Annotated in this window: 19 protein-coding genes; 9 read left to right on the top strand and 10 right to left on the bottom strand. The window is 62.4% G+C overall.

All coding sequences use genetic code 11. The features are described from left to right. Positions 1 to 3 precede the first annotated feature (3 nt). The 6 genes from HJB83_RS11305 to mmsB all read left to right on the top strand — a co-directional run bounded on the left by HJB83_RS11305 (position 4) and on the right by mmsB (position 5926). Positions 4 to 786 (top strand): ABC transporter ATP-binding protein, encoded by a 783-nt coding sequence (locus HJB83_RS11305; protein ID WP_221115676.1) that lies wholly within the window; start codon positions 4 to 6, stop codon positions 784 to 786. Further along, positions 786 to 1487 (top strand): ABC transporter ATP-binding protein, encoded by a 702-nt coding sequence (locus HJB83_RS11310; protein ID WP_221131881.1) that lies wholly within the window; start codon positions 786 to 788, stop codon positions 1485 to 1487. The genes HJB83_RS11305 and HJB83_RS11310 overlap by 1 nt, the downstream gene beginning before the upstream one ends. A 4-nt stretch (positions 1488 to 1491) precedes the next feature. Beyond that, entirely contained in the window at positions 1492 to 2379 is an 888-nt protein-coding gene (locus HJB83_RS11315) for a branched-chain amino acid ABC transporter permease (protein WP_221131882.1), read from the top strand. Position 2380: 1 nt separating this feature from the next. Beyond that, complete coding sequence (locus HJB83_RS11320; protein WP_221131883.1) at positions 2381 to 3370, top strand: branched-chain amino acid ABC transporter permease; 990 nt, start codon at positions 2381 to 2383, stop codon at positions 3368 to 3370. A gap of 69 nt (positions 3371 to 3439) precedes the next feature. After that, positions 3440 to 5035, top strand: a complete 1596-nt coding sequence (locus tag HJB83_RS11325; protein ID WP_221131954.1) for a GMC family oxidoreductase — start codon at positions 3440 to 3442, stop codon at positions 5033 to 5035. A gap of 9 nt (positions 5036 to 5044) precedes the next feature. After that, a complete protein-coding gene (gene mmsB, locus HJB83_RS11330) occupies positions 5045 to 5926 on the top strand; it encodes a 3-hydroxyisobutyrate dehydrogenase (protein WP_221131884.1) in 882 nt (293 codons plus the stop codon). Positions 5927 to 6036: 110 nt separating this feature from the next. Here mmsB and HJB83_RS11335 read toward each other — a convergent pair whose 3' ends face one another. The 9 genes from HJB83_RS11335 to HJB83_RS11375 all read right to left on the bottom strand — a co-directional run bounded on the left by HJB83_RS11335 (position 6037) and on the right by HJB83_RS11375 (position 15004). Next, the gene (locus HJB83_RS11335; RefSeq protein WP_221131885.1) at positions 6037 to 6816 is read right to left on the bottom strand and encodes an ABC transporter ATP-binding protein; all 780 of its coding nucleotides are present in this window, start codon (positions 6814 to 6816) and stop codon (positions 6037 to 6039) included. Between the two features lie 151 nt (positions 6817 to 6967). Continuing rightward, positions 6968 to 7726 (bottom strand): fumarylacetoacetate hydrolase family protein, encoded by a 759-nt coding sequence (locus tag HJB83_RS11340; protein ID WP_221115681.1) that lies wholly within the window; start codon positions 7724 to 7726, stop codon positions 6968 to 6970. 89 nt (positions 7727 to 7815) lie between these two features. After that, entirely contained in the window at positions 7816 to 9195 is a 1380-nt protein-coding gene (locus HJB83_RS11345; RefSeq protein ID WP_221131886.1) for an FGGY-family carbohydrate kinase, read from the bottom strand. Further along, a complete protein-coding gene (gene rhaM, locus HJB83_RS11350) occupies positions 9192 to 9512 on the bottom strand; it encodes an L-rhamnose mutarotase (RefSeq protein ID WP_221131887.1) in 321 nt (106 codons plus the stop codon). The genes HJB83_RS11345 and rhaM overlap by 4 nt, the downstream gene beginning before the upstream one ends. Continuing rightward, positions 9509 to 10516: an ABC transporter permease gene (locus HJB83_RS11355; RefSeq protein ID WP_221131888.1), complete on the bottom strand. Its 1008-nt coding sequence runs from the start codon at positions 10514 to 10516 to the stop codon at positions 9509 to 9511. The genes rhaM and HJB83_RS11355 overlap by 4 nt, the downstream gene beginning before the upstream one ends. Then, a complete protein-coding gene (locus tag HJB83_RS11360; RefSeq protein WP_221131889.1) occupies positions 10513 to 11514 on the bottom strand; it encodes an ABC transporter permease in 1002 nt (333 codons plus the stop codon). Before HJB83_RS11360 ends, HJB83_RS11355 begins: the two co-directional genes overlap by 4 nt. A gap of 25 nt (positions 11515 to 11539) precedes the next feature. Next, positions 11540 to 13075 carry a sugar ABC transporter ATP-binding protein gene (locus tag HJB83_RS11365; RefSeq protein WP_221131890.1) on the bottom strand — a complete coding sequence of 512 codons (1536 nt, stop codon included), beginning with the start codon at positions 13073 to 13075 and terminating at the stop codon, positions 11540 to 11542. 74 nt (positions 13076 to 13149) lie between these two features. After that, positions 13150 to 14145, bottom strand: coding sequence for a rhamnose ABC transporter substrate-binding protein (rhaS, locus tag HJB83_RS11370; protein ID WP_007627590.1), 996 nt, complete (start codon positions 14143 to 14145; stop codon positions 13150 to 13152). Positions 14146 to 14191: 46 nt separating this feature from the next. Further along, entirely contained in the window at positions 14192 to 15004 is an 813-nt protein-coding gene (locus HJB83_RS11375; RefSeq protein WP_207585610.1) for a DeoR/GlpR family DNA-binding transcription regulator, read from the bottom strand. A gap of 197 nt (positions 15005 to 15201) precedes the next feature. Between HJB83_RS11375 and HJB83_RS11380 the strand changes: the two genes are divergently transcribed. Next, a complete protein-coding gene (locus HJB83_RS11380; RefSeq protein WP_207585611.1) occupies positions 15202 to 17298 on the top strand; it encodes a bifunctional rhamnulose-1-phosphate aldolase/short-chain dehydrogenase in 2097 nt (698 codons plus the stop codon). A gap of 194 nt (positions 17299 to 17492) precedes the next feature. Beyond that, the gene (gene rhaI / locus HJB83_RS11385) at positions 17493 to 18785 is read left to right on the top strand and encodes an L-rhamnose catabolism isomerase (RefSeq protein ID WP_221115687.1); all 1293 of its coding nucleotides are present in this window, start codon (positions 17493 to 17495) and stop codon (positions 18783 to 18785) included. Between the two features lie 60 nt (positions 18786 to 18845). Here rhaI and HJB83_RS11390 read toward each other — a convergent pair whose 3' ends face one another. Beyond that, a complete protein-coding gene (locus HJB83_RS11390; protein ID WP_207585613.1) occupies positions 18846 to 19304 on the bottom strand; it encodes a carboxymuconolactone decarboxylase family protein in 459 nt (152 codons plus the stop codon). Between the two features lie 127 nt (positions 19305 to 19431). Here HJB83_RS11390 and HJB83_RS11395 point away from each other — a divergent pair, with 127 nt between their 5' ends. Next, complete coding sequence (locus HJB83_RS11395) at positions 19432 to 20301, top strand: sigma-70 family RNA polymerase sigma factor (RefSeq protein WP_221131891.1); 870 nt, start codon at positions 19432 to 19434, stop codon at positions 20299 to 20301. Positions 20302 to 20407 lie beyond the last annotated feature (106 nt).

The following is a 20407-nucleotide window of genomic DNA, read 5'->3' on the forward strand; positions in this document are numbered from 1 at the left end:
GCAATGGCGGTTTCCGCAATTGAAACGCAGGAAAAGCCGCGGGTGGTATTGTCCGCCCGCGGCCTGCGCCGCGATTTCGGTGGCTTCACGGCCGTCAAGAACGTCGATCTCGACGTGCATGATGCGAGCGTGCATGCGCTGATCGGCCCAAACGGCGCCGGCAAGACGACGGTCTTCAACCTGCTGACCAAGTTCCTGCAGCCGACATCGGGCACGATCACCCTGATGGGCACCGATATCACCAAGACGCCGCCCGACAAGGTGGCGCGCATGGGGTTGGTGCGGTCCTTCCAGATCTCGGCGGTCTTCCCGCACTTAAGCGTTCTCGACAATGTGCGGGTGGCGCTGCAGCGGCCGAACAATCTTTCCACCCAGTTCTGGCGGCCGCTCTCGGCGCTCGACCGGCTGAACGCGCGCGCCGAGCAACTGCTTGCCAGCGTCGGGCTTTCCAAGGAGCGCGATCAGATCGCCGCCGATCTCTCCTATGGCCGCAAGCGCGTGTTGGAGATCGCCACCACGCTGGCGCTCGATCCCAAGGTGCTGCTGCTCGACGAACCGATGGCCGGCATGGGGCTAGAGGATGTCGCCGTCGTCTCATCCATCATCCGCGACGTCGCCCGCGACCGGGCGGTGCTGATGGTCGAGCACAATCTCTCCGTCGTCGCCAATATCTGCCAGCATGTTACCGTGCTGCAGCGCGGTGAGATCCTCGCCGAGGGCGACTACGCCACAGTCAGCCAGGACGAGCGCGTGCGCGTCGCCTATATGGGCACGGAGGAGCATTGATGGCCGCTCTCCTCGAAGTCCAGGGACTGAACGCCTGGTACGGCGAAAGCCACGTCCTGCACGGTGTCGACATGCGGGTGGCCGAAGGCGAGACGATCACTATTCTCGGCCGCAACGGCGTCGGCAAGACGACGACATTGCGCACCATCACCGGCATCGTGCGGTCCCGCAAGGGCAGGATCAGCTTTGCCGGCAGCGACATGATGCAGGTGCCGCTGCACAAGACGGCCCACCGCGGCATCGGCTTCGTGCCGGAGGAGCGCGGCATCTTCTCGACGCTGACGGTCTCGGAAAACCTGCTGCTGCCGCCGGTCGTGGCGAAGGGCGGCATGACGCTTGACGAGATCTACGAACTCTTCCCCAATCTCTACGAACGCCGCAGCAGCCCCGGCACTAAACTTTCCGGCGGCGAACAGCAGATGCTGGCGATCGCCCGGATCCTGCGCACCGGCGTCAGGTTGCTTATTCTCGACGAACCGACGGAGGGACTTGCCCCCGTCATCGTCCAGCGTATCGGCGAGGTGCTGCAGACCCTGAAAGGACGCGGCATGACGATCCTGCTGGTCGAGCAGAACTTCCGTTTCGCCAGCCGTATTGCCGATCGCTTCTATCTGATGGATCATGGGCAGATGGTGTCGGAATTCCCGGTCGGCGAACTGCCGCAGCGCATGGATACGCTGCACAAGGTTCTGGGAGTATGACCAGATGACGATGATCTTCGGCATTCCCCTGCAGGCTCTGCTCGGCCAGCTGTTGATCGGCCTGATCAACGGCTCGTTCTACGCGCTGCTCAGCCTCGGCCTCGCCATCATTTTCGGCCTGCTGCGGGTGATCAACTTCGCCCATGGCGCGCAATATATGCTCGGCGCCTTCGTCGCCTATCTGCTGTTGACCTATGCCGGTATCGGCTACTGGCCGTCGCTGATCCTGGCGCCACTCATTGTCGGCCTTGCCGGCGCCATCATCGAGCGGCTGTTCCTGCGCCGGCTCTATGATCTCGATCCGCTCTACGGCCTGCTCTTCACCTTCGGGCTGGCGCTCGCGGTCGAAGGCACCTTCCGTTATCTTTACGGCTCCTCCGGCCAGCCTTATGCGACGCCGGCAGCGCTAGCCGGCGGCGCCAATCTCGGCTTCATGTTCCTGCCGATCTATCGCGGCTGGGTGGTGGTCGTCTCGCTGGTCGTCTGCCTCGGCACATGGCTGCTGATCGAGAAGACCAAGCTCGGCGCCTATCTCCGCGCCGCCACCGAAAACGCGACACTGGTGCAGGTCTTCGGGGTCAACGTGCCGGTGCTGCTGACGCTCACCTACGCGCTCGGTGCCGGCCTGGCCGCCTTTGCCGGGGTGCTGGCCGCGCCGATCTACCAGGTCTCGCCGCTGATGGGCTCGAACATGATCATCGTCGTCTTCGCCGTGGTCGTCGTCGGCGGCATGGGATCGATCATGGGCGCGATCATCACCGGTTATGTGCTCGGCATCGCCGAGGGCCTGACCAAGGTCTTTTATCCCGAGGCTTCCAACATCGTCATCTTCGTCATCATGGCGATCGTGCTTCTCATCAGGCCCGCGGGCCTCTTCGGCCGGGATGCCTGACATGACCGACATCACCGACACCATTCAAACGGAAAAAAGCCGAACCGCCCTTTCGGTGCAGGCGGGCTTCCTCGCCATTGGGCTTTTGCTCCTGCTGCTCGCGCCATTCTTCTTCTATCCGATCTTCCTGATGAAGCTGCTGTGCTTCGCGCTGTTTGCCTGCGCCTTCAACCTGCTGCTCGGTTATACCGGCCTGCTGTCCTTCGGCCATGCCACCTTCTTTGGCGGGGCCGCCTATTTCACCGCCTATACGGTGAAGGAATGGGGGCTGCCGCCGGAGCTCGGCATTCTGATCGGGGTGGCGGGTGCGGCGTTTCTCGGGTTGGTGATGGGCTTCTTCGCCATCCGCCGCCAGGGCATCTATTTCGCGATGATCACGCTGGCGCTGTCGCAGATGTTCTTCTTCTTCTGCCTGCAGGCGAAATTCACCGAAGGCGAGGACGGCATCCAATCGGTGCCGCGCGGCCATCTGTTCGGCTTCATCGATCTGAACAGCTCGACCAACATGTATTATTTCGTGCTGGCGGTTTTCATGATCGGCGTGCTGATCATCTGGCGTTTCATCAACTCGCCCTTCGGCATGATCCTGAAATCAATCCGCGAGAACGAAAATCGGGCTGTCTCGCTCGGCTATTCCGTCGCGCGTTACAAGCTCGGCGCCTTCGTCATGTCGGCAGCCCTTGCCGGGCTTGCGGGCGCGGTAAAATCGATCGTCTTCCAGTTTGCGACGCTGACCGACGTCGCCTGGCAGATGTCGGGCGAGGTGATCCTGATGACGCTGCTCGGCGGCATCGGCACGCTGATCGGCCCGCTCTTCGGCGCCGGGCTGGTGGTGGCGTTGGAAAACTACCTCGCTACCTCGGAATTTCCGGTGACGATCATCACCGGCATCGTCTTCATGGTCTGCGTGCTGATCTTTCGTCGCGGCATCATCGGCGAATTCTACGCCTCGCGGCTGGGGCGCAAACTGGGATTTGTCTATCGCCGCTGAACGGGCGAACCTCTTCCCGTCCCGCGGGGAGAGGGAAGCGGCAGGCATCTGAAGTTTCGTGTGGGGCACATGGATCGATACGACTATATCATCATCGGCGCAGGCAGCGCCGGCTGTGTGCTCGCCAACCGGCTGTCAGCCGATGGCAGGAGCCGGGTGTTGCTGCTTGAAGCCGGCGGCAGCGACAATTACCACTGGATCCATATCCCTGTCGGTTATCTCTATTGCATCAACAATCCGCGTACCGACTGGTGTTTCACCACGGCGCCTGAAGCCGGGTTGAACGGCCGGGCGCTGAGCTATCCGCGCGGCAAGGTGCTCGGCGGCTCCTCTTCGATCAACGGCATGATCTATATGCGCGGCCAGGCGCGTGATTACGATCTCTGGCGGCAGATGGGCTGCAGCGGTTGGGGTTGGGACGATGTCCTGCCCTTCTTCCGCAAGTCCGAGGATTTTTATCGCGGCGAAGACGAGATGCACGGCGCTGGCGGCGAATGGCGGATCGAGAAGGCGCGGGTGCGCTGGGCCGTGCTCGACGCTTTCCAGCAGGCGGCGAAGGAGGCAGGCATTCCGGAGACCGCAGATTTCAACCGCGGCAGCAACGAAGGTTCCGGCTATTTCGACGTCAACCAGCGTTCCGGCATTCGCTGGAACACCTCGAAGGCCTTCCTGCGCCCGGCGATGCGACGTTCTAACCTGACCGTGCTGACCAAGGCGCAGGTTCGGCGGCTGCTGGTCGAGGAGGGCGTCGTTGCCGGCGTCGAATTCCAGCATCGCGGCGAGCCGCAACGTGCTTATGCGGCAAAGGAGACCATTTTGTCAGCCGGGTCGATCGGCTCGCCGCATATCCTGGAATTGTCCGGCATCGGCAAGGGTGAGGTTCTCCGGCAGGCGGGCGTCGATGTCGTCACTGAGGTGAAGGGTGTCGGCGAGAACCTGCAGGACCATCTGCAGCTGCGTCTGGCCTATAAGGTGACGGGCGTTCCGACGCTGAACGAAAAGGCGACGAAGCTGATCGGCAAGGCGGCGATCGGGCTTGAATACCTCGTCCGCCGCTCCGGGCCGATGGCGATGGCGCCGAGCCAGCTCGGTATCTTCACCCGATCGGGTCCGGACCGGGAAACGCCCGACCTGCAATATCACGTGCAGCCGGTATCGCTGGAGAAGTTCGGCGATCCCGTCCATCCTTTCCCGGCAATCACCGCGAGCGTCTGCAATCTGAGGCCCGAAAGCCGCGGATCGGTGCACCTGTCGAGCCCGGATTTCGCCGCCCAGCCGACGATCAGCCCGAAATACCTCTCGACACAGCGCGATCGTGACATAGCTGTCCGTTCGATACGGTTGACGCGCAAGATCGTCGCGCAGCCGTCGTTCGCCCGATTCAGGCCGGAGGAGTTCAAGCCGGGGCCTAGCTATCAGACGGAAGCCGATCTGGAGCAGGCGGCGGGCGAAATCGGCACGACGATCTTCCATCCCGTCGGTACCTGCCGCATGGGCGCCGACAGGGACAGCGTCGTCGATCCCCGGCTGCGCTTCCGGGCGCTTGGCAAGCTCAGGATCGCCGACGCCTCGGTAATGCCGTCGATCACCTCGGGCAACACCAATTCGCCGACGATCATGATCGCCGAAAAGGCGGCAGCGATAATCCTCGAAGACAATCGATAGGAGAAGACCATGGCAAAGATCGCATTCATCGGGCTTGGCAATATGGGTGGGCCGATGGCGGCCAATCTGGTCAAAGCAGGCCACGAGGTCCTCGGTTTCGATCTCGCGGCCTCCGTGCTGAAGGCGGCCGAAGACAGCGGCGTCAAGCCGGCAAGCCATGCCAGCCAGGCGGTCAAGGACGCCGAGATCGTCATCACAATGCTGCCGCAGGGCAGGCACGTGCTGACGGCCTGGACGGATATCCTGCAGACCGCGGCGCAGGGCACACTGGTCATCGATTGCTCGACGATCGATGTCGAGAGCAGCCGCAAGGCGCATGAGATGGCCAAGGCCGCAAGCTGCCTTTCGCTCGACGCGCCCGTCTCCGGCGGCACCGGCGGGGCGAGCGCCGGCACACTGACCTTCATGGCGGGCGGCTCGGACGAGGCCTTCGCCAGAGCAAAACCCATTCTCGAGGCGATGGGCAAGAAGATCGTCCATTGCGGCGAGGCCGGTGCCGGCCAGGCGGCAAAGATCTGCAACAACATGATCCTCGGCATCTCGATGGTCGGCGTCTGCGAGGCCTTCGTGCTCGCCGAAAAACTCGGCCTCTCGCACCAGGCGCTGTTCGACGTCGCCTCGACCTCATCCGGCCAGTGCTGGTCGATCAATACCTATTGCCCGGTGCCCGGGCCGGTGCCGACGTCGCCGGCCAACAACGACTACAAACCGGGTTTTGCCGCGGCGCTGATGCTGAAGGATCTGAGACTCTCGCAGGAGGCGGCGCTGGCGAGCGGTGCCTCAACGCCGATGGGTGCCGAAGCGGCCCAGCTTTTTGCGCTCTTCGAAAAGCAGGGCAACGGCGGCAGGGATTTTTCCGCCATCATCGAGATGTTCCGCGAGAAGGTGTAAGCGACCAGCTAGAGCGGTTCAGCTTTTGATGGAAGCGCAGAACCACTCTAACCTTTTGTTTTAACGCAATTCCGGACGGAAAACCGCTTCGCACTTTTCCTGGAATTGCTTTATAAGAGATAGCTGACCGGCTCGTTTCGAACCGGATGGGGAAAGACACCCATACCGACGCCGAAAATCGACTGCAGCGTCTCGGCCTGCATGATCTCCATGGGCGTGCCCTCGGCGGTGATCCGGCCGCGATTGAGCGCGATGATCGCGTCGCAGTAGCGTGCGGCAAGGTTGATGTCGTGCAACACGATGATGACGGTCAGCCCGCGTTCATGGCTGAGTTCCTGCACCAGCGAGAGGACGCTTGCCTGATGGGCAAGGTCGAGCGCCGAGGTCGGCTCGTCGAGTAACAGGCAGCGGGCGTCCTGGGCGAGCATCATGGCGATCCAGGCACGCTGGCGCTCGCCGCCGGACATGTTGGCGACGAGACGATCGGCAAAATCGTCAAGCTCGGTGCGGGCAATTGCCTCCTCGACCATGTTGCGATCCGTCGCGGTGAAGCGGCCAAGCGTGCCGTGCCAGGGAAAACGGCCGAGCGCCACGAGTTCCCGCACGGTCATGCCGTCGGTCGCCGGCGTGAATTGCGGCATGTAGGCGACGTGCCGGGCAAATTCCCGGGCGCCCCAATCGCCCGCCCGTTTGCCGTTGAAGGCGATGGCGCCGGATTTCGGCGCGACCTGGCGGGCGATGATCTTCAAAAGCGTGCTCTTGCCGGAACCGTTCGGCCCCACCAGACCGTAGATGCGGCCCTGCTCGAGCGTCAGGTCGATGCCATGCAAGATGGATTTCGGCCCGATGGCATAATCGACTCCCGACAGGTCAAGGAAAGGCGAAGGCATGGTCTGCTCCGGGTTCGGTGTCGCACGGGTTCGAGAGGGCAAGCCCTCCCTTTCCCTGCAAAACTTAACCTGAATTGTCAACTTATGCTTTCTGTCCGACACGGTTCCGCGCGCCGACCGGATGCGGTGACATCCTCCCGTGGGCTTCAAATCAACACTTCGACACCGAGAAACTTAGCCTGCTGTCGCCGAACAGGATATCGATCTCGCCGGGTTCGGTCAGTTCGACCGCGCCGCTCAACGTGCCGGTCGTGATCAGCGCGCCTGCCTTCAGCGATGTCTCTGGGCGCAAGCCATCATTGGCGTAATCGACGAGCCAGGTGAGAACGTCGCCCTTCGGATGCTGTGCCGGGCCATCATAGATCGTGCGGCCGGCATGGGTGACCTTGAGCGGCGTGCCACCGGCTTTGTCGACAAAGCTTTTTTCGAGCTTCGGGCCGAGCACATAACCGCTATTGCCGAGCCGGTCGGCGACGAACAGCAGGAAGGAAACGCCGCCGCTTTCCCTGAGGGCGCTGACCAGCAGTTCGGCGCCGAGATAGGCAGCGGAGATCGCTTCGACCACGTCGGCGCGGCTGTAGGGAGCACCCGGGCGGATCGGCAGGTCCTTGCCGAGACGGACGGCGATCTCGGTCTCGAATTTCAGGCCCGGATACCAGGGGATGCTGGCGCCGGCGGCAGCCTCGGCATAGGGATGCAGGGGAGCAGTAACCGCCTGGCCCTGCGGCGAGACCGTCACTTTCCAGGCATTGCTGGAGATGCCATCTGCGGCGGCAAGGAAATTCTGCGCTTCCATCGCCTGATGCAGATCGGCCGGCAGGGTGAAACTGCCGGTTTCCTCCTGCCTGCCGGCCTGGCGCAGGCTGTGAAACCTGACTGCGAGCCCGCGCGGATCGAATGTCTCTGTCATGCTGTCTCCTCGACTTGGTTTTCGAGGGGCACACTAACCGCAAGGCAGGGGCGAGCAAGACCGTTCTTGGGCCGTATTTGGAAAGACTCTTATTCCATCGCCGCGTACCAGTGATCGCGATACGCCGAGAGCCCTGGGATCTCGGTCGGCGGAACATGCGTCTCGGCACCCGATAACGGCCGGATGCCGGTGAGGAGGGCCGCGCCCTGGCTGGTGCCGGTTGTACCAGGAACGGCCATGACCTCGCGGCCGGTAAGGGCGGCAAGCAGCTTGAGATAGGTCTCGTTCAGGGCAAAAGGCCCTTCGACGATGACGGGGCCTTTGGCGCCAATCAGCCCGAGGCAGGCATCGGTCATCAAAGCGAGATAGAGGCAGGCCGTGGCATAACGCTCCTCGCGGCTTGCCTGCTCGGCGCCGATCCAGCGGCTCACCTTTCCCGGAAACGGCCCGGAACCGGGGCCGATATTGGGCAACAGCATCATGCCTTTACCGATGACAGGGCCGATCGCCGCCTGGGCCGCCTTTTCGTCGACAGGACCGATCTCGGCCGAAAGGATTTCGAATTCCCGCCCGCCCATGAAACGCGAGGAGGGAACGGCCCGGCCATAGGCATCGACATTGGCGAGCGCGTCGCGTTTTTGATCGAGATGATCGAGGTCGCCGCCGACGCCGAAATTGATGACCCAGGTGCCTGTGGAGACGACGGCGAAGGGTGCTTTCCGATGGACCAGATGCGGCAGCAGCGAGGCATTGGAATCGTGAATGCCGCAATAGACCGGCACGGGCGCTGCAAGGCCGAGCTCGGTGGCGATCTCGGGCAGGACCGGGCCGAGCGCATCGAAGGCGGAGCGGATCGGCGCCATCAGCGCGCGAATGCCGAGCCTGTCGACCAGCGAGGAATAGTCGCCGGCCTTCGGGTTCCAGAGGTCGGTATGGCAGCCGAGCGAGGTCAGCTCATTGGCGGCGATACCGGTCAGCCGCGCCGTCCAATATTGCGCATAGGTGAGGATGGTCGCCACCCTGGCGAATTCCTCGGGAAAGGCGGTCTTCTGATGGTGCAGCTGCGCGCCGATATTGAGGCCCATCGCGAGGCGTGGGGAGAAGGTTTCGTCGAAGGCGGGACGCAAGGCCGTATAGGCATCACGGATTTCCTGCGGATATTCGTGTTCGTAGTCGATCACAGGCATGGCGAGCGTGCCGTCCCCGCCAAGCAGCGCGGCGGCGGCGCCATGGGTGGTGACCGAGATGGCATCGAAACCCGTTTCCCCCGCAAGCCTCTTCAGCGCATCGAGCGCAAAGGACCAAAGCGCCTCAATGTCGTAATGCGGGTAGGGACCGGTTTTGATCGCGATGTTCGGGCGCTTCAGGACGGCGACCTCGGCGCCGGTTTCGCTGTCGAGCACGACGACCTTGGCATTGGTCTTGCCGATGTCGAGAACGGCGATGCGGCGATAGGAGGTGGCGTTCATGGCATATGGAAGAGCGTGACGAGGTCGCTTTGCACCGGCGAATTGTCCGGGTTGGTCGCCATGATATCGGCCATGTGCGCCCACCATTTCTTCATGACCGGATGCTCCGGCAGGCTTGCCATGGTGTGATCGGCGGGCCGCGTCAACACGCCAAACAGCGTGTCGGTCTCGCGGTCAAGATGGATGGAATAGTCGCTGGCGCCCGACCTATGCAGGAGATCGACCAATTCCGGCCAGATTTCGTCATGTCGCTTGCGGTATTCGGCTTCCATGCCCGGATTGAGCTGCATCTTGAAGGCGTGTTTTTCTCTGGTCATCGGGAGCTCATGAGCTTGACGCGGCGGGCGATGATCGGGATGGCGATGGTAATGATCAAAAGCAGGCCGATGAAGATCGACATGACGATGCCGGGCACGTTCAACAGGCCAAGGCCGAAGGTGACGAGGCCCATGACGAAGGCGGCGATGACGACGCCGCCGATCGTGCCGGAGCCGCCGAGGATCGAGATGCCGCCGAGCACGACCATGGTGACGACTTCGAGCTCCCAGCCTTGGGCGATCGACGGCCGGGTCGAGCCGAGGCGTGAGGTGAGGCAGATGGAGGCGACACCGCTCATGACGCCGGTTAGCAGGAAAAGGATGAATTTGACGCGCTCGACCGGGATGCCGGAGAAGCGGGCAGCGAAATCATTGTTGCCGATCGCATAGACCTGCCGGCCGAAATTCGTCGCGTGCAGCAGGATGGCGAACAGGATCGCCAGCACGAAGAACAGCACGAATTCGAAGGAGAATACCCAGACGACGTAGCCCTGGCCGAAATAGGCGAAGTCGGCGGGGTATTTGCCATAGGCTTGGTCGCCAAGCACGATATAGGAAATGCCGCGGAAAAGGCTCATCGTGCCGATGGTGACGACGATCGACGGCAGTTTCAGTACCGAGACCAGCACGCCGTTAAAGGTGCCGCAGGCAAGGCCGGTGCCGATGCCGATCAGAACCAGGCCCGGTGTGCCGATGCCGGCTTGCGCTGCCGCCCCCATCGCCGTCGAGGCGAGCGCGATAATCGCGGCGACCGAGAGGTCGATCTCGCCCGATATGACGAGCAGCGCCATGGCAAAGGCGATCATTGCCTTTTCTGTGAAGTTGAAGGTGGCGTCCGAAAGGTTCCAGGCGTCGAGGAAATAGGGCGAAGCCAGGGAATTGAAGATGAAGATCAGGATCGCGACGGCAAAGAGCAGCACTTCCCAGCTGGCGGCGATGCGGCGGAAGGGCGTGCCGAGACGATCGGGGATGACCCGCTTTTCGCGTGTGGGCACGGTGCTCATGCTGCGGCCTCCGTTCTGATCTCGGCTGCGGCGCGGTCGCGCAGGATGATGCGGCCGCGGTTGCGCTCGCGCCTGGCGTTGAAGGCGACGGCGAGAATGATGACGGTTCCGGAGATCGCCATCTGGGTGAAGGGTGAAATGCCGATGACCGGCAGCGCGTTCTTGATGACGCCGAGGAAGAGTGCGCCGAGCACGGTGCCGGCGACCGAGCCGACGCCGCCGGCAATCGAGATGCCGCCGATGACGCAGGCCGCGACGCTGTCGAGCTCAAAACCGCTTGCGATATCGACATAGGCGACGGCATAGCGCGACACCCAGAGATAGCTTGAAAGCCCGGCGAGCGCGCCTGACAGGACGAAGGCGAGGAATTTGGTCCAGCCGGTATCGATGCCGGCATAGACGGCCGCGGTCGGATTGCCGCCGGTTGCATAGGCCGAGCGGCCGAACTGGGTATATCTGAGCAGCACATACATCAACAGTACGATGATGATGCCGACCCAGCCGAGGACGGGCAGGCCGAGGATCGGCGTGCGCGGCACCGACAGGAAGACCGGCGTCATCTGGTGGGCATTGACCCACGCCCCGCCCGAGAGCACGAAGGCCATGCCGCGATAGATGGTCAGCGTGCCGAGTGTGACGACGATCGGCGGGATTTCCAGCGCCCAGACGAGAAAGCCGTTGATGGCGCCGAGACAGGCGCCGATGACGATCGCCGCAAGGATCAGTACGACGAGCGGCAGATCGGGATAGGCGGCATTCATCATCGCGATCGCCATGCCGGTGAAGGCGAGGTTAGCGGCAACCGACAGGTCGATCGACTTCGTCAGGATGACCGTCATCTGCGCCAGCGCCAGGATGATCAGGATCGAGGTATCGTTGAAAATGCCGGCGAGATTGTCCGGCGTTGCGAAATCCGCAGCCCGCGTCGAAAAGATCGCAATCATCACCACAATGATGAGGAACAGCAGGGTTTCGCGTTTTCTGATCAGTCTTGCCATGCTCTTGCCTTATGCATTGTGGGCCTCATGCATTGCCGGTGGCGGCGCGCACCAGCGCTTCCGGCGTCAGCTCGGCGCGTTCGAAAATCCCGGCCGCCAGGCCTTCCTTCATCACCAGAACGCGGTCCGACATGCCGATGATCTCGGGCAGTTCCGACGAGACCATGATGATCGACAGGCCTTCGGCGGCGAGTTCGCTGATAAAGCCGTGCACGGCGGCCTTCGAGCCGATGTCGATGCCCTTGGTCGGTTCGTCGAGGATAATGACCTTCGGCGACGTCGCCAGCCACTTGCCGATGACCACCTTCTGCTGATTGCCGCCCGACAGCGTGCCGACCGGCACGGAAAGGGCGGCGGCACGCAGATCCAGCCGCTCGGCATATTTGCGCGCCAGCGCGAATTCTTCTGCCGCTCTCAGGAAGCCGCGGCGCGAGGTGCGGGCGAGCGAGGGCAGCGTCATGTTCTGGAAGATCGGCATCGGCAGCGCCAACCCGTGGCGGCCGCGCTCCTCCGGCACGTAGACGATGCCGGCCCGGATCGCGTCCTGCGGCGAATGGATCGAGACCTCGCGGCCTTCGAGCATCATCGTGCCGGAGAGCGGCCTGGTGATGCCGAACAACGATTGCGACAGTTCCGAGCGGCCGGCGCCGATCAGACCGTATATGCCGAGAATCTCGCCCTTGCGCAGGGTGAAGGAAATGTCGCGGAATTCAGTGCGATGGCTGTAGTTGCGGATCTCCAGAACCGGGCCGCCGATAGCGACATCGATCTTCGGAAAGGCGTTCTCGACGTCGCGGCCGACCATCATCCGGACGATCTCGTCCTGCGGCGTTTCCTTGAGCCGGCCCTGGCCGATGGCGCGGCCGTCGCGGAAGACGACGAAATCATCGGCGATTTCGTAAACCTCGTCGAATTTGTGGCTGATGAAGAGGATCGCCTTGCCCTGTTCCTTCAGGCTCCGGACGATGCGGAAGAGATCGTCGATCTCCTTGCGGGAAAGAGCGGCCGTCGGCTCGTCCATGATGACGATGCGGGCCTCGATCGACAGAGCGCGGGCGATCGCCACCAGGTGGCGCTGCGCAATGGAGAGGTCTTTGAGCCGGATCGTCGGGTCGATATTGCTTTCGAGCGCGATGAGCAGCGCCTTCGAGCGGCTGTTCATCGCCTGCCAGTCGATGGTGCGAAGGCGCGTGCGCGGCGCGTGGCCGAGGAAGATGTTTTCAGCAACCGTCAGCTCGTCGAAAAGCACGGTTTCCTGATGGATGGCGGTGACGCCGGCATCGATCGCCGCCTGGGCGCTGGCAAAGGTCACTGGCCGGCCGTCGACCAAAATCTCGCCTTCGTTCGGCCGGTAGATGCCGGTCAGGATCTTGACGAGCGTCGATTTGCCGGCGCCGTTTTCGCCGATCAGCGCCGTCACCGTGCCGGGGTGGAGCGCGATGCTGACATTGTCGAGCGCCTTCACGCCCGGAAAGATCTGGGAGATGCCGCGCATTTCCAGAATGGCGGGCGCATCGCCGGTTTTGCTGTCCGTGGCGGTTTGTTGAAAGGCGGCGTTCATCAGATTTCTACCAGTGTCGAATGGGAAATCCCGGCGGCTTGAAGGCCGCCGGGTTTTTCTGTGTTTGCTCTGGATCAGAAGACCTTGGAGAACTGGTCGATGTTCGAGGCATTGTAGACGAAGGGATCAGCCATGGCGGCTTCGCCGTTGTCGCCGATCTTGATCTTGCCCATGCGGCCGGCGGTGATTTCGCTGCCCGGCTTGCCGTCGGCGTCACCCTTGACGAGGTGATAGGCGATCTGGGCTGCGGAATAGCCGAGGTCGATCGGGTTCCAGATGGCGAATTCCTTGGTGGCGCCCGACTTGATCGCGCCGGCCATTTCGGACGGCAGGCCGAGACCGGTGACGTAGACCTTGCCGACAAGGCCCTTGTCTTCGACGACCTTGGAGGCGGCGAGAACGCCGACCGTCGTCGGAGCGACGATGACCTTGACGTTCGGGTTCGACTTCAGCAGGCCTTCGGCTTCACGATAGGACTTGTCCGAGAGGTCGTCGCCGTAAACCGTAGTGACGAGGTTGAGGCCCGGGAAATCCTTGAGCTGCTTCTTCATCTGGTCGATCCAGATGTTCTGGTTGGTCGAGGTGGTCGTTGCCGACAGGATGGCGAAGTCACCCTTGCCGCCGTCGAGGTGGTCCTTGACGAGCGTCAGGCACATCTTGCCGATCAGCTCGTTGGACGACGGGTTCAGCTGCAGGATACGGCCTTCCGGCGCGACGCCGGAATCCCAGGAGATGACCTTGATGCCGCGCTGGGCAGCCTTCTTCAGCGCCGGAACGAGCGCATCGGGATCGTTGGCAGAGACGGCGATGGCGTCGACTCCCTGGGCGATCAGCGAGTTGATGACTTCGATCTGGCCTTCGGCCGTCGTCGACGTCGGACCGGTGTAGATGACCTCAACGCCGCCGAGTTCCTTGGCGGCTTCCTGGGCGCCCTTGTTGGCGGCGTCGAAGAAGCCGTTGCCGAGCGACTTCACGACCAGGCCGATCTTGATGTCCTTGGCGCTTGCAGTGCCGGCCATCATGGCGACGGCGAGCGCTACACTGAGCGCAAGTGTCTTTGCGAGTTTCATGTACTTTCCTCCCTTAAAGATTAGACTTCCACACCTCGGCGGCGCCTCATGCGACCGACGAGGAATCCTCCCTCACACCCTGGGCCACCGGGCTGGCGACAACGAGCCGGACGCCGGCATTCTCGACCATGCGAGCTGCCTCGTCCGAAATCGCGTCATCAGTGATGATCACAGAAACGCGGTCGAGCGCGCAGAGAATGAGGCTCGACCGGCGATTGAATTTGCTTGAATCGGCCATGACGACGAGTTCGTCGGCCTGGTGCATCAGCTTCTGCTCACTCTGAATGATGAGCGCATCCGCCTCCATGATGCCAAGCGGGCCGACGCCTTGGGCGCCGATGAACATGCGCCGCGCATAAAAATTGCGGATCGCGTCATTGTCGAAAGGCGACAGGATCAGGCTTTGCTCGCGATAGATCGCGCCGCCCGGCACCGTCACCGTGTTTTTGGAATGCTTCACCAGATGTTCGGCGATCGCGAAAGAATTGGTCATGACCTGCAAGCGATGGCCGGCCATGTAATGCACCATCTGGAAGGTGGTCGTGCCGCCATTGATAATGATGGCGTCGCCGGCTTCGCAGAGTTCGACGGCTGCGCGGGCAATTGCACGTTTTTTATCGATGTTGACTGATTCTGACACCCGGAAGGGCCGGCCGGCAAGATTGCCGAGCTGCGGCGGATGCACAGCCTCCGCACCGCCGCGGACGCGGCGGATCTTGCCCTGAACATGAAGGGCCGCAATGTCGCGCCGGATTGTCGCTTCAGAAGCTTCCGTCAGCTCGGAAATGTCCTGGATCGTCACGACGGACTTTTCCTGAACGGCGCTTAAGATAATGCGGTGGCGTTCGCGTTCATGCATGGGGCTCCTCCTCTGGTCATATTTATTTCGCATCCGTTAATGCCTGTCAATCACAAACGATCATAAATTTTCATATTGCGATGCAGCATAATCGATTATGATCGTTTTCGATTGACAAGCGCACTTTTGATGCGCGATACCGTGAGCGAAAGGGCCCGCTGATCGCGGCGCCTCACGAGCCTATATGGGAGGATGATATGGCGGCGAACGTCCGGCTTCTGGATAACCGGTGGGATGATGCTTATGCGGCAGGCCTCGATGAGCCCGGCAAGCTGCTCTATCGCTCCAACCTGCTCGGCGCCGACAAGCGCATCACCAATTACGGCGGCGGCAACACCTCTGCGAAGGTGATGGAAACCGACCCGCTGACCGGCGGCAAGGCGAAGATTCTCTGGGTCAAGGGTTCGGGCGGCGACGTCGGCACGATCAAGCTCGACGGTTTCGCCACCCTCTACCAGGACAAGCTGGAATCGCTGAAAGGCATCTACAAGGGTGTCGAGGACGAAGACCGCATGGTCGGTTTCTTGCCGCACTGCACCTTCAATCTGAATGGTCGCGCCGCCTCGATCGACACGCCGCTGCACGGTTTCGTACCTTTTACCCATGTCGACCACATGCATCCCGATGCGATCATCGCGATTGCCGCCTCGAAGAATTCCAGAGAATTGACGCAGCAGGTGTTCGGTGACGAGATCGGCTGGCTGCCATGGCGTCGCCCGGGCTTCCAGCTCGGCCTCGACCTTGGCGCTTTCGTCGCCGCCAACCCGAATGCCAAGGGTGTCGTGCTCGAAAGCCACGGCCTGTTCACCTGGGCTGATGATGCCAAGGCCTGCTACGAGCTGACCCTCGATATCATCAACAAGGCGATCGTCTGGTTTGCCGAAAAGACCGAGGGCAAGACGATTTTCGGCGGTGCCGTCGCCCAGAGCCTGGCCGTCTCCGAGCGCCGCGCCATCGCCGCCCGGCTGATGCCGGAAATCCGCGGTCGCATCGGCAAGCAGGAGCGCAAGCTCGGACATTTCGACGATCAGGACGCCGTGCTGGAATTCGTCAATTCCCGGGATCTGCGGCCGCTCGGCGCGCTCGGCACCAGCTGCCCGGATCATTTTCTGCGCACCAAGATCCGCCCGCTGATCGTCGATTTCGACCCTGAAAAGCCGGATGTCGAAGCGATCGTTGCCGGTCTCGACCAGGCGCTGGAGGATTACCGCGCCGATTACGCCCGCTATTATAACGACTGCAAGCATGACAATTCGCCCGCCATGCGCGACGCCAATCCGGTCATCTTTCTCGTTCCCGGCGTCGGCATGCTGTCCTTTGCCCGCGACAAGGCGACGGCCCGCATTGCCAGCGAATTCTACGTCAACGCCATCAACGTCATGCGCGGCGCCTCGACGGTCTCGGAATATCAGGGCCTGCCGGAACAGGAAGCCTTCGATATCGAATACTGGCTGCTCGAAGAGGCCAAGCTGCAGCGCATGCCGAAGCCGAAGAGCCTTGCCGGCCGGGTGGCCTTCGTCACCGGTGGCGCCGGCGGCATCGGCCGGGCGACGGCCGCACGTCTCGTCGGCGAAGGCGCTTGCGTCGTGCTTGCCGATATCGACCAGGCGGCGCTCGAGGGCACCGAAGCCGATTTCGTCAAGAAGTTTGGCGCCGATGCGGTGCGCAGCGTTCGCCTCGACGTCACCAAGGAAGATGCGGTGATCGCCTCCTTCACGGAAGCCTGTGTCGAATTCGGCGGCATCGATATTCTCGTCTCGAATGCCGGCATTGCCTCGTCTGCGCCGATCGAAGCCACCGAGCTTGCGACGTGGAACCGCAATATCGATATTCTCGCGACCGGCTATTTCCTGGTTTCGCGCGAAGCCTTCCGCCTGTTCCGCCGTCAGGCGCTCGGCGGCAACATCGTTTTCGTCGCCTCGAAAAACGGCCTTGCCGCCTCGCCGAATGCGTCTGCCTATTGCGCCGCAAAGGCTGCCGAAATCCATCTCGCCCGTTGCCTGGCGCTGGAGGGTGCGGATGCCGGCATCCGCGTCAACACCGTCAACCCGGATGCGGTGCTGCGTGGTTCGAAGATCTGGAGCGGCGAATGGCGCGAACAGCGCGCCGCCTCCTCCAAGATCGAGGTTGACGATCTCGAGGAACATTACCGCAAGCGTTCGATGCTGAAACTGAACGTGTTTCCGGAGGATATCGCCGAGGCGATCTACTTCCTGGCCTCGGACCTTTCGGCGAAATCGACCGGCAACATTATCAACGTCGATGCCGGCAACGTACAGAGTTTTACGCGGTAAGGCTTGGTCTCTTCTCCCCAGCGGGGAGAAGATGCCGGCAGGCAGATGAGGGGGACGCTGAGCGAAGCGTTGCGTGTTCTGAGCGGGAAGCGAAGAACTATGGGCGTCATGCCGTGTCGCCCCTTATCCGACCCTTCGGGCCACCTTCTCCCCGCTGGGGAGAAGGGGAGCAATTACAAATGTGGGAGGTAGAAATGGCCGAGTTCAGGATCGCGCAGGATCTGGTCGCAACTGATAACGACAAGCGGGCAACCGCACTGAAAGCCGATTACGAGGCGCTGGGTGCGAACCTCGACCGCCGCGGCATCGATATCGAAGCGGTTACCCGCAGGGTGGCGGAATTCTTCGTCGCCGTTCCCTCTTGGGGTGTCGGCACCGGCGGCACGCGCTTTGCCCGCTTTCCCGGCACCGGCGAGCCGCGCGGCATCTTCGACAAGCTCGACGATTGCGCCGTCATCAACCAGCTGACGCAGGCGACTCCGAACGTCTCGCTGCATATTCCCTGGGACAAGGCGGATGTGAGCGAATTGAAGGCCAGGGGCAATGCGCTCGGCCTCGGCTTCGATGCGATGAATTCGAACACCTTTTCCGATGCGCCGGGCCAGGCCCATTCCTACAAATATGGTTCGCTCAGCCATACCGATGCGGCAACGCGGGCGCAGGCGGTCGAGCACAATCTCGAATGCATCGAGATCGGACAGGCGCTTGGCTCCAAGGCACTGACGGTCTGGATCGGCGACGGCTCGAACTTCCCCGGCCAGAGCAATTTCACCAAGGCTTTCGAACGTTACCTCGCCTCGATGGCTGACATTTACAAAGCGCTGCCCGACGATTGGAAGCTGTTCTCCGAGCACAAGATGTATGAGCCGGCCTTCTACTCGACGATCGTCCAGGATTGGGGCACCAATTACCTTATCGCCCAGACGCTCGGCCCGAAGGCCCATTGCCTCGTCGATCTCGGCCACCATGCACCGAACACCAATATCGAGATGATCGTCGCCCGGCTGATCCAGTTCGGCAAGCTCGGCGGCTTCCACTTTAACGATTCCAAATATGGCGATGACGATCTCGATGCCGGCGCGATCGATCCCTACCGGCTGTTCCTCGTCTTCAATGAGCTGGTCGATGCCGAGCAGCGTGGCGTCAACGACTTCAACCCGGCTCATATGATCGATCAGTCACACAATGTCACCGACCCGATCGAGAGCCTGATCAACAGCGCCAACGAAATCCGCCGCGCCTATGCGCAGGCGCTGATCGTCGACCGCAAGGCGCTGTCTGCCTACCAGGACGACAATGATGCGTTGATGGCGTCGGAAACCTTGAAGCGCGCCTATCGCGCCGATGTCGAGCCGATCCTCGCCGAAGCCCGGCGCCGGGCCGGCGGCGCGATCGAACCGATCGCCGCCTATCGCGCCAGCGGCTACCGCAAGAAGGTGGCTGCCGAGCGCCCGGCCTCCGCTGCCGGCGGCGGCGGCATCATCTGAGCTTCTAAACTGAATAGATTTGCCGGCAGCGTGGGGTGACGCGCTGCCGGCAATTGCTGTTTACGGCTTCCAGGCGCCGGCGATCTGGCGGGTGGCGATGTTCAGCCGGTTCCAGACATTGATATTGGCGATGGCGATGACGAGTGCCGCAAGGCTCCTTCCGTCATAATGCCGGGTCGCCTCGTCCCAGATATCGTCAGGCACCGGGTCGGCGCGGTCGCTGACGCGGGTCACCGCCTCGGTCAGCGAAAGGGCTGCGCGTTCGGCGTCGCTGAAATAGGGCGAGTCGCGCCAGGCGCTGACGGCAAAGAGCCTTTCATCCGTCTCGCCAAGTTTCTTTGCGATGCGAGGATGACCGTCGACGCAGACGCTGCAGCCGTTGATCTGGCTGGCGCGCAGATTGACGAGTTCAAGCAGCCTCAGTGAAAGGCCGGTCTCGGTCGGCACTTTGCTGAGGGCAGCGAGCGCCTGCATGGCCTCGGGCAGGACGAGGGCGGGATTTCCCATTCTCTCTTGCATAACCGGTTTTTCCTGCATGGTATGTCTCCTTGATGCGGTTTACTTTTCGACGATCCGCCGGCGCTGTCACATCGGCCGGGTTTCATTCGTCATGGCCTTGACGGAACGCAGCGGAGGAATGTGACAAATGGGCGAGAAAAACTGGCTGGCCGACGAATTCGAAGCGAACAGGGCGCATCTGAAGGCCGCTGCCTATCGCATGCTTGGCTCGCGCAGCGAGGCGGAAGACGCCGTCCAGGAGGCCTGGCTGCGGCTCAGCCGTACGGATACTACCGATGTCGGTAATCTCGGCGGCTGGCTGACGACGGTGGTGGCGCGAATCTGCCTCGACATGCTGCGCACGCGCAAGACCCGCCGCGAGGAACCGCTGGAGATGCCGGTCCATGCCGCGATCGCCGATCCGGCAAACGATCCGGAGCGCGATGCAGCCCTTGCCGAATCGGTCGGCGTGGCGTTGCTCGTCGTGCTGCAGACGCTGGCGCCCGCCGAACGTGTCGCCTTCGTGCTGCACGACATGTTCGATCTGCCCTTCGACGAGATCGCGCCGATCATCGGCCGCTCGTCTGCCGCTGCCCGTCAGCTTGCAAGCCGCGCCCGCCGCCGGGTGCAAGGGGCAGACGAAGCGCCGGATGTTGATTTCGGCCGCAAGCGGACGATCGCGGAGGCTTTCTTGACGGCATCGCGCAATGGCGATCTTGAGGCCTTGCTTGCCGTGCTTGCCCCCGATGTCGTCTTCCGGCCGGATGCGACGGCGGCCCGATTCGGCAGCATTGGCGAAATGCGCGGCGCAGCTGGGGTAGCCGAAGCCTTCAAGGGTCGGGCGCAGGCGGCAGAGATTGCCGTTGTCGACGGCGAGCTCGGATTTGTCGTGCAGATCGCCGGCCAGCTCCGCGTCGTCGTGGCGCTGACGATCGCCGACGGCAGGATCACCGCGATCGACGCCATTGCCGATCCGGATCACCTCCAACGGCTTGACTACTCGATCCTTCGGGATTGAAAGTAAACGCTGATTTACCGGATCTTCGCGACTGGCGCGCTTTGGAACGAGCGCGCCATCGACGTTTCCTCAGCGGCGGATCCCGCGTCATTGTCCTTGACAGCGG

The organism is Rhizobium sp. NZLR11, from assembly GCF_019685115.1.
Lineage (GTDB): Bacteria > Pseudomonadota > Alphaproteobacteria > Rhizobiales > Rhizobiaceae > Rhizobium.

What these genes read in the sequence shown, in the direction of transcription:
- HJB83_RS11390 (WP_207585613.1), bottom strand. Translation starts at nt 19,304, where the DNA reads ATGCAAGAGAGAATGGGAAATCCCGCCCTCGTCCTGCCCGAGGCCATG.
- rhaM (WP_221131887.1), bottom strand. Translation starts at nt 9,512, where the DNA reads ATGACCAGAGAAAAACACGCCTTCAAGATGCAGCTCAATCCGGGCATG.
- HJB83_RS11305 (WP_221115676.1), top strand. Translation starts at nt 4, where the DNA reads ATGGCGGTTTCCGCAATTGAAACGCAGGAAAAGCCGCGGGTGGTATTG.
- HJB83_RS11395 (WP_221131891.1), top strand. Translation starts at nt 19,432, where the DNA reads ATGGGCGAGAAAAACTGGCTGGCCGACGAATTCGAAGCGAACAGGGCG.
- HJB83_RS11320 (WP_221131883.1), top strand. Translation starts at nt 2,381, where the DNA reads ATGACCGACATCACCGACACCATTCAAACGGAAAAAAGCCGAACCGCC.
- HJB83_RS11345 (WP_221131886.1), bottom strand. Translation starts at nt 9,195, where the DNA reads ATGAACGCCACCTCCTATCGCCGCATCGCCGTTCTCGACATCGGCAAG.
- HJB83_RS11380 (WP_207585611.1), top strand. Translation starts at nt 15,202, where the DNA reads ATGGCGGCGAACGTCCGGCTTCTGGATAACCGGTGGGATGATGCTTAT.
- HJB83_RS11360 (WP_221131889.1), bottom strand. Translation starts at nt 11,514, where the DNA reads ATGGCAAGACTGATCAGAAAACGCGAAACCCTGCTGTTCCTCATCATT.
- mmsB (WP_221131884.1), top strand. Translation starts at nt 5,045, where the DNA reads ATGGCAAAGATCGCATTCATCGGGCTTGGCAATATGGGTGGGCCGATG.
- HJB83_RS11365 (WP_221131890.1), bottom strand. Translation starts at nt 13,075, where the DNA reads ATGAACGCCGCCTTTCAACAAACCGCCACGGACAGCAAAACCGGCGAT.
- HJB83_RS11310 (WP_221131881.1), top strand. Translation starts at nt 786, where the DNA reads ATGGCCGCTCTCCTCGAAGTCCAGGGACTGAACGCCTGGTACGGCGAA.
- HJB83_RS11315 (WP_221131882.1), top strand. Translation starts at nt 1,492, where the DNA reads ATGACGATGATCTTCGGCATTCCCCTGCAGGCTCTGCTCGGCCAGCTG.
- HJB83_RS11335 (WP_221131885.1), bottom strand. Translation starts at nt 6,816, where the DNA reads ATGCCTTCGCCTTTCCTTGACCTGTCGGGAGTCGATTATGCCATCGGG.
- HJB83_RS11355 (WP_221131888.1), bottom strand. Translation starts at nt 10,516, where the DNA reads ATGAGCACCGTGCCCACACGCGAAAAGCGGGTCATCCCCGATCGTCTC.
- rhaI (WP_221115687.1), top strand. Translation starts at nt 17,493, where the DNA reads ATGGCCGAGTTCAGGATCGCGCAGGATCTGGTCGCAACTGATAACGAC.
- HJB83_RS11340 (WP_221115681.1), bottom strand. Translation starts at nt 7,726, where the DNA reads ATGACAGAGACATTCGATCCGCGCGGGCTCGCAGTCAGGTTTCACAGC.
- rhaS (WP_007627590.1), bottom strand. Translation starts at nt 14,145, where the DNA reads ATGAAACTCGCAAAGACACTTGCGCTCAGTGTAGCGCTCGCCGTCGCC.
- HJB83_RS11375 (WP_207585610.1), bottom strand. Translation starts at nt 15,004, where the DNA reads ATGCATGAACGCGAACGCCACCGCATTATCTTAAGCGCCGTTCAGGAA.
- HJB83_RS11325 (WP_221131954.1), top strand. Translation starts at nt 3,440, where the DNA reads ATGGATCGATACGACTATATCATCATCGGCGCAGGCAGCGCCGGCTGT.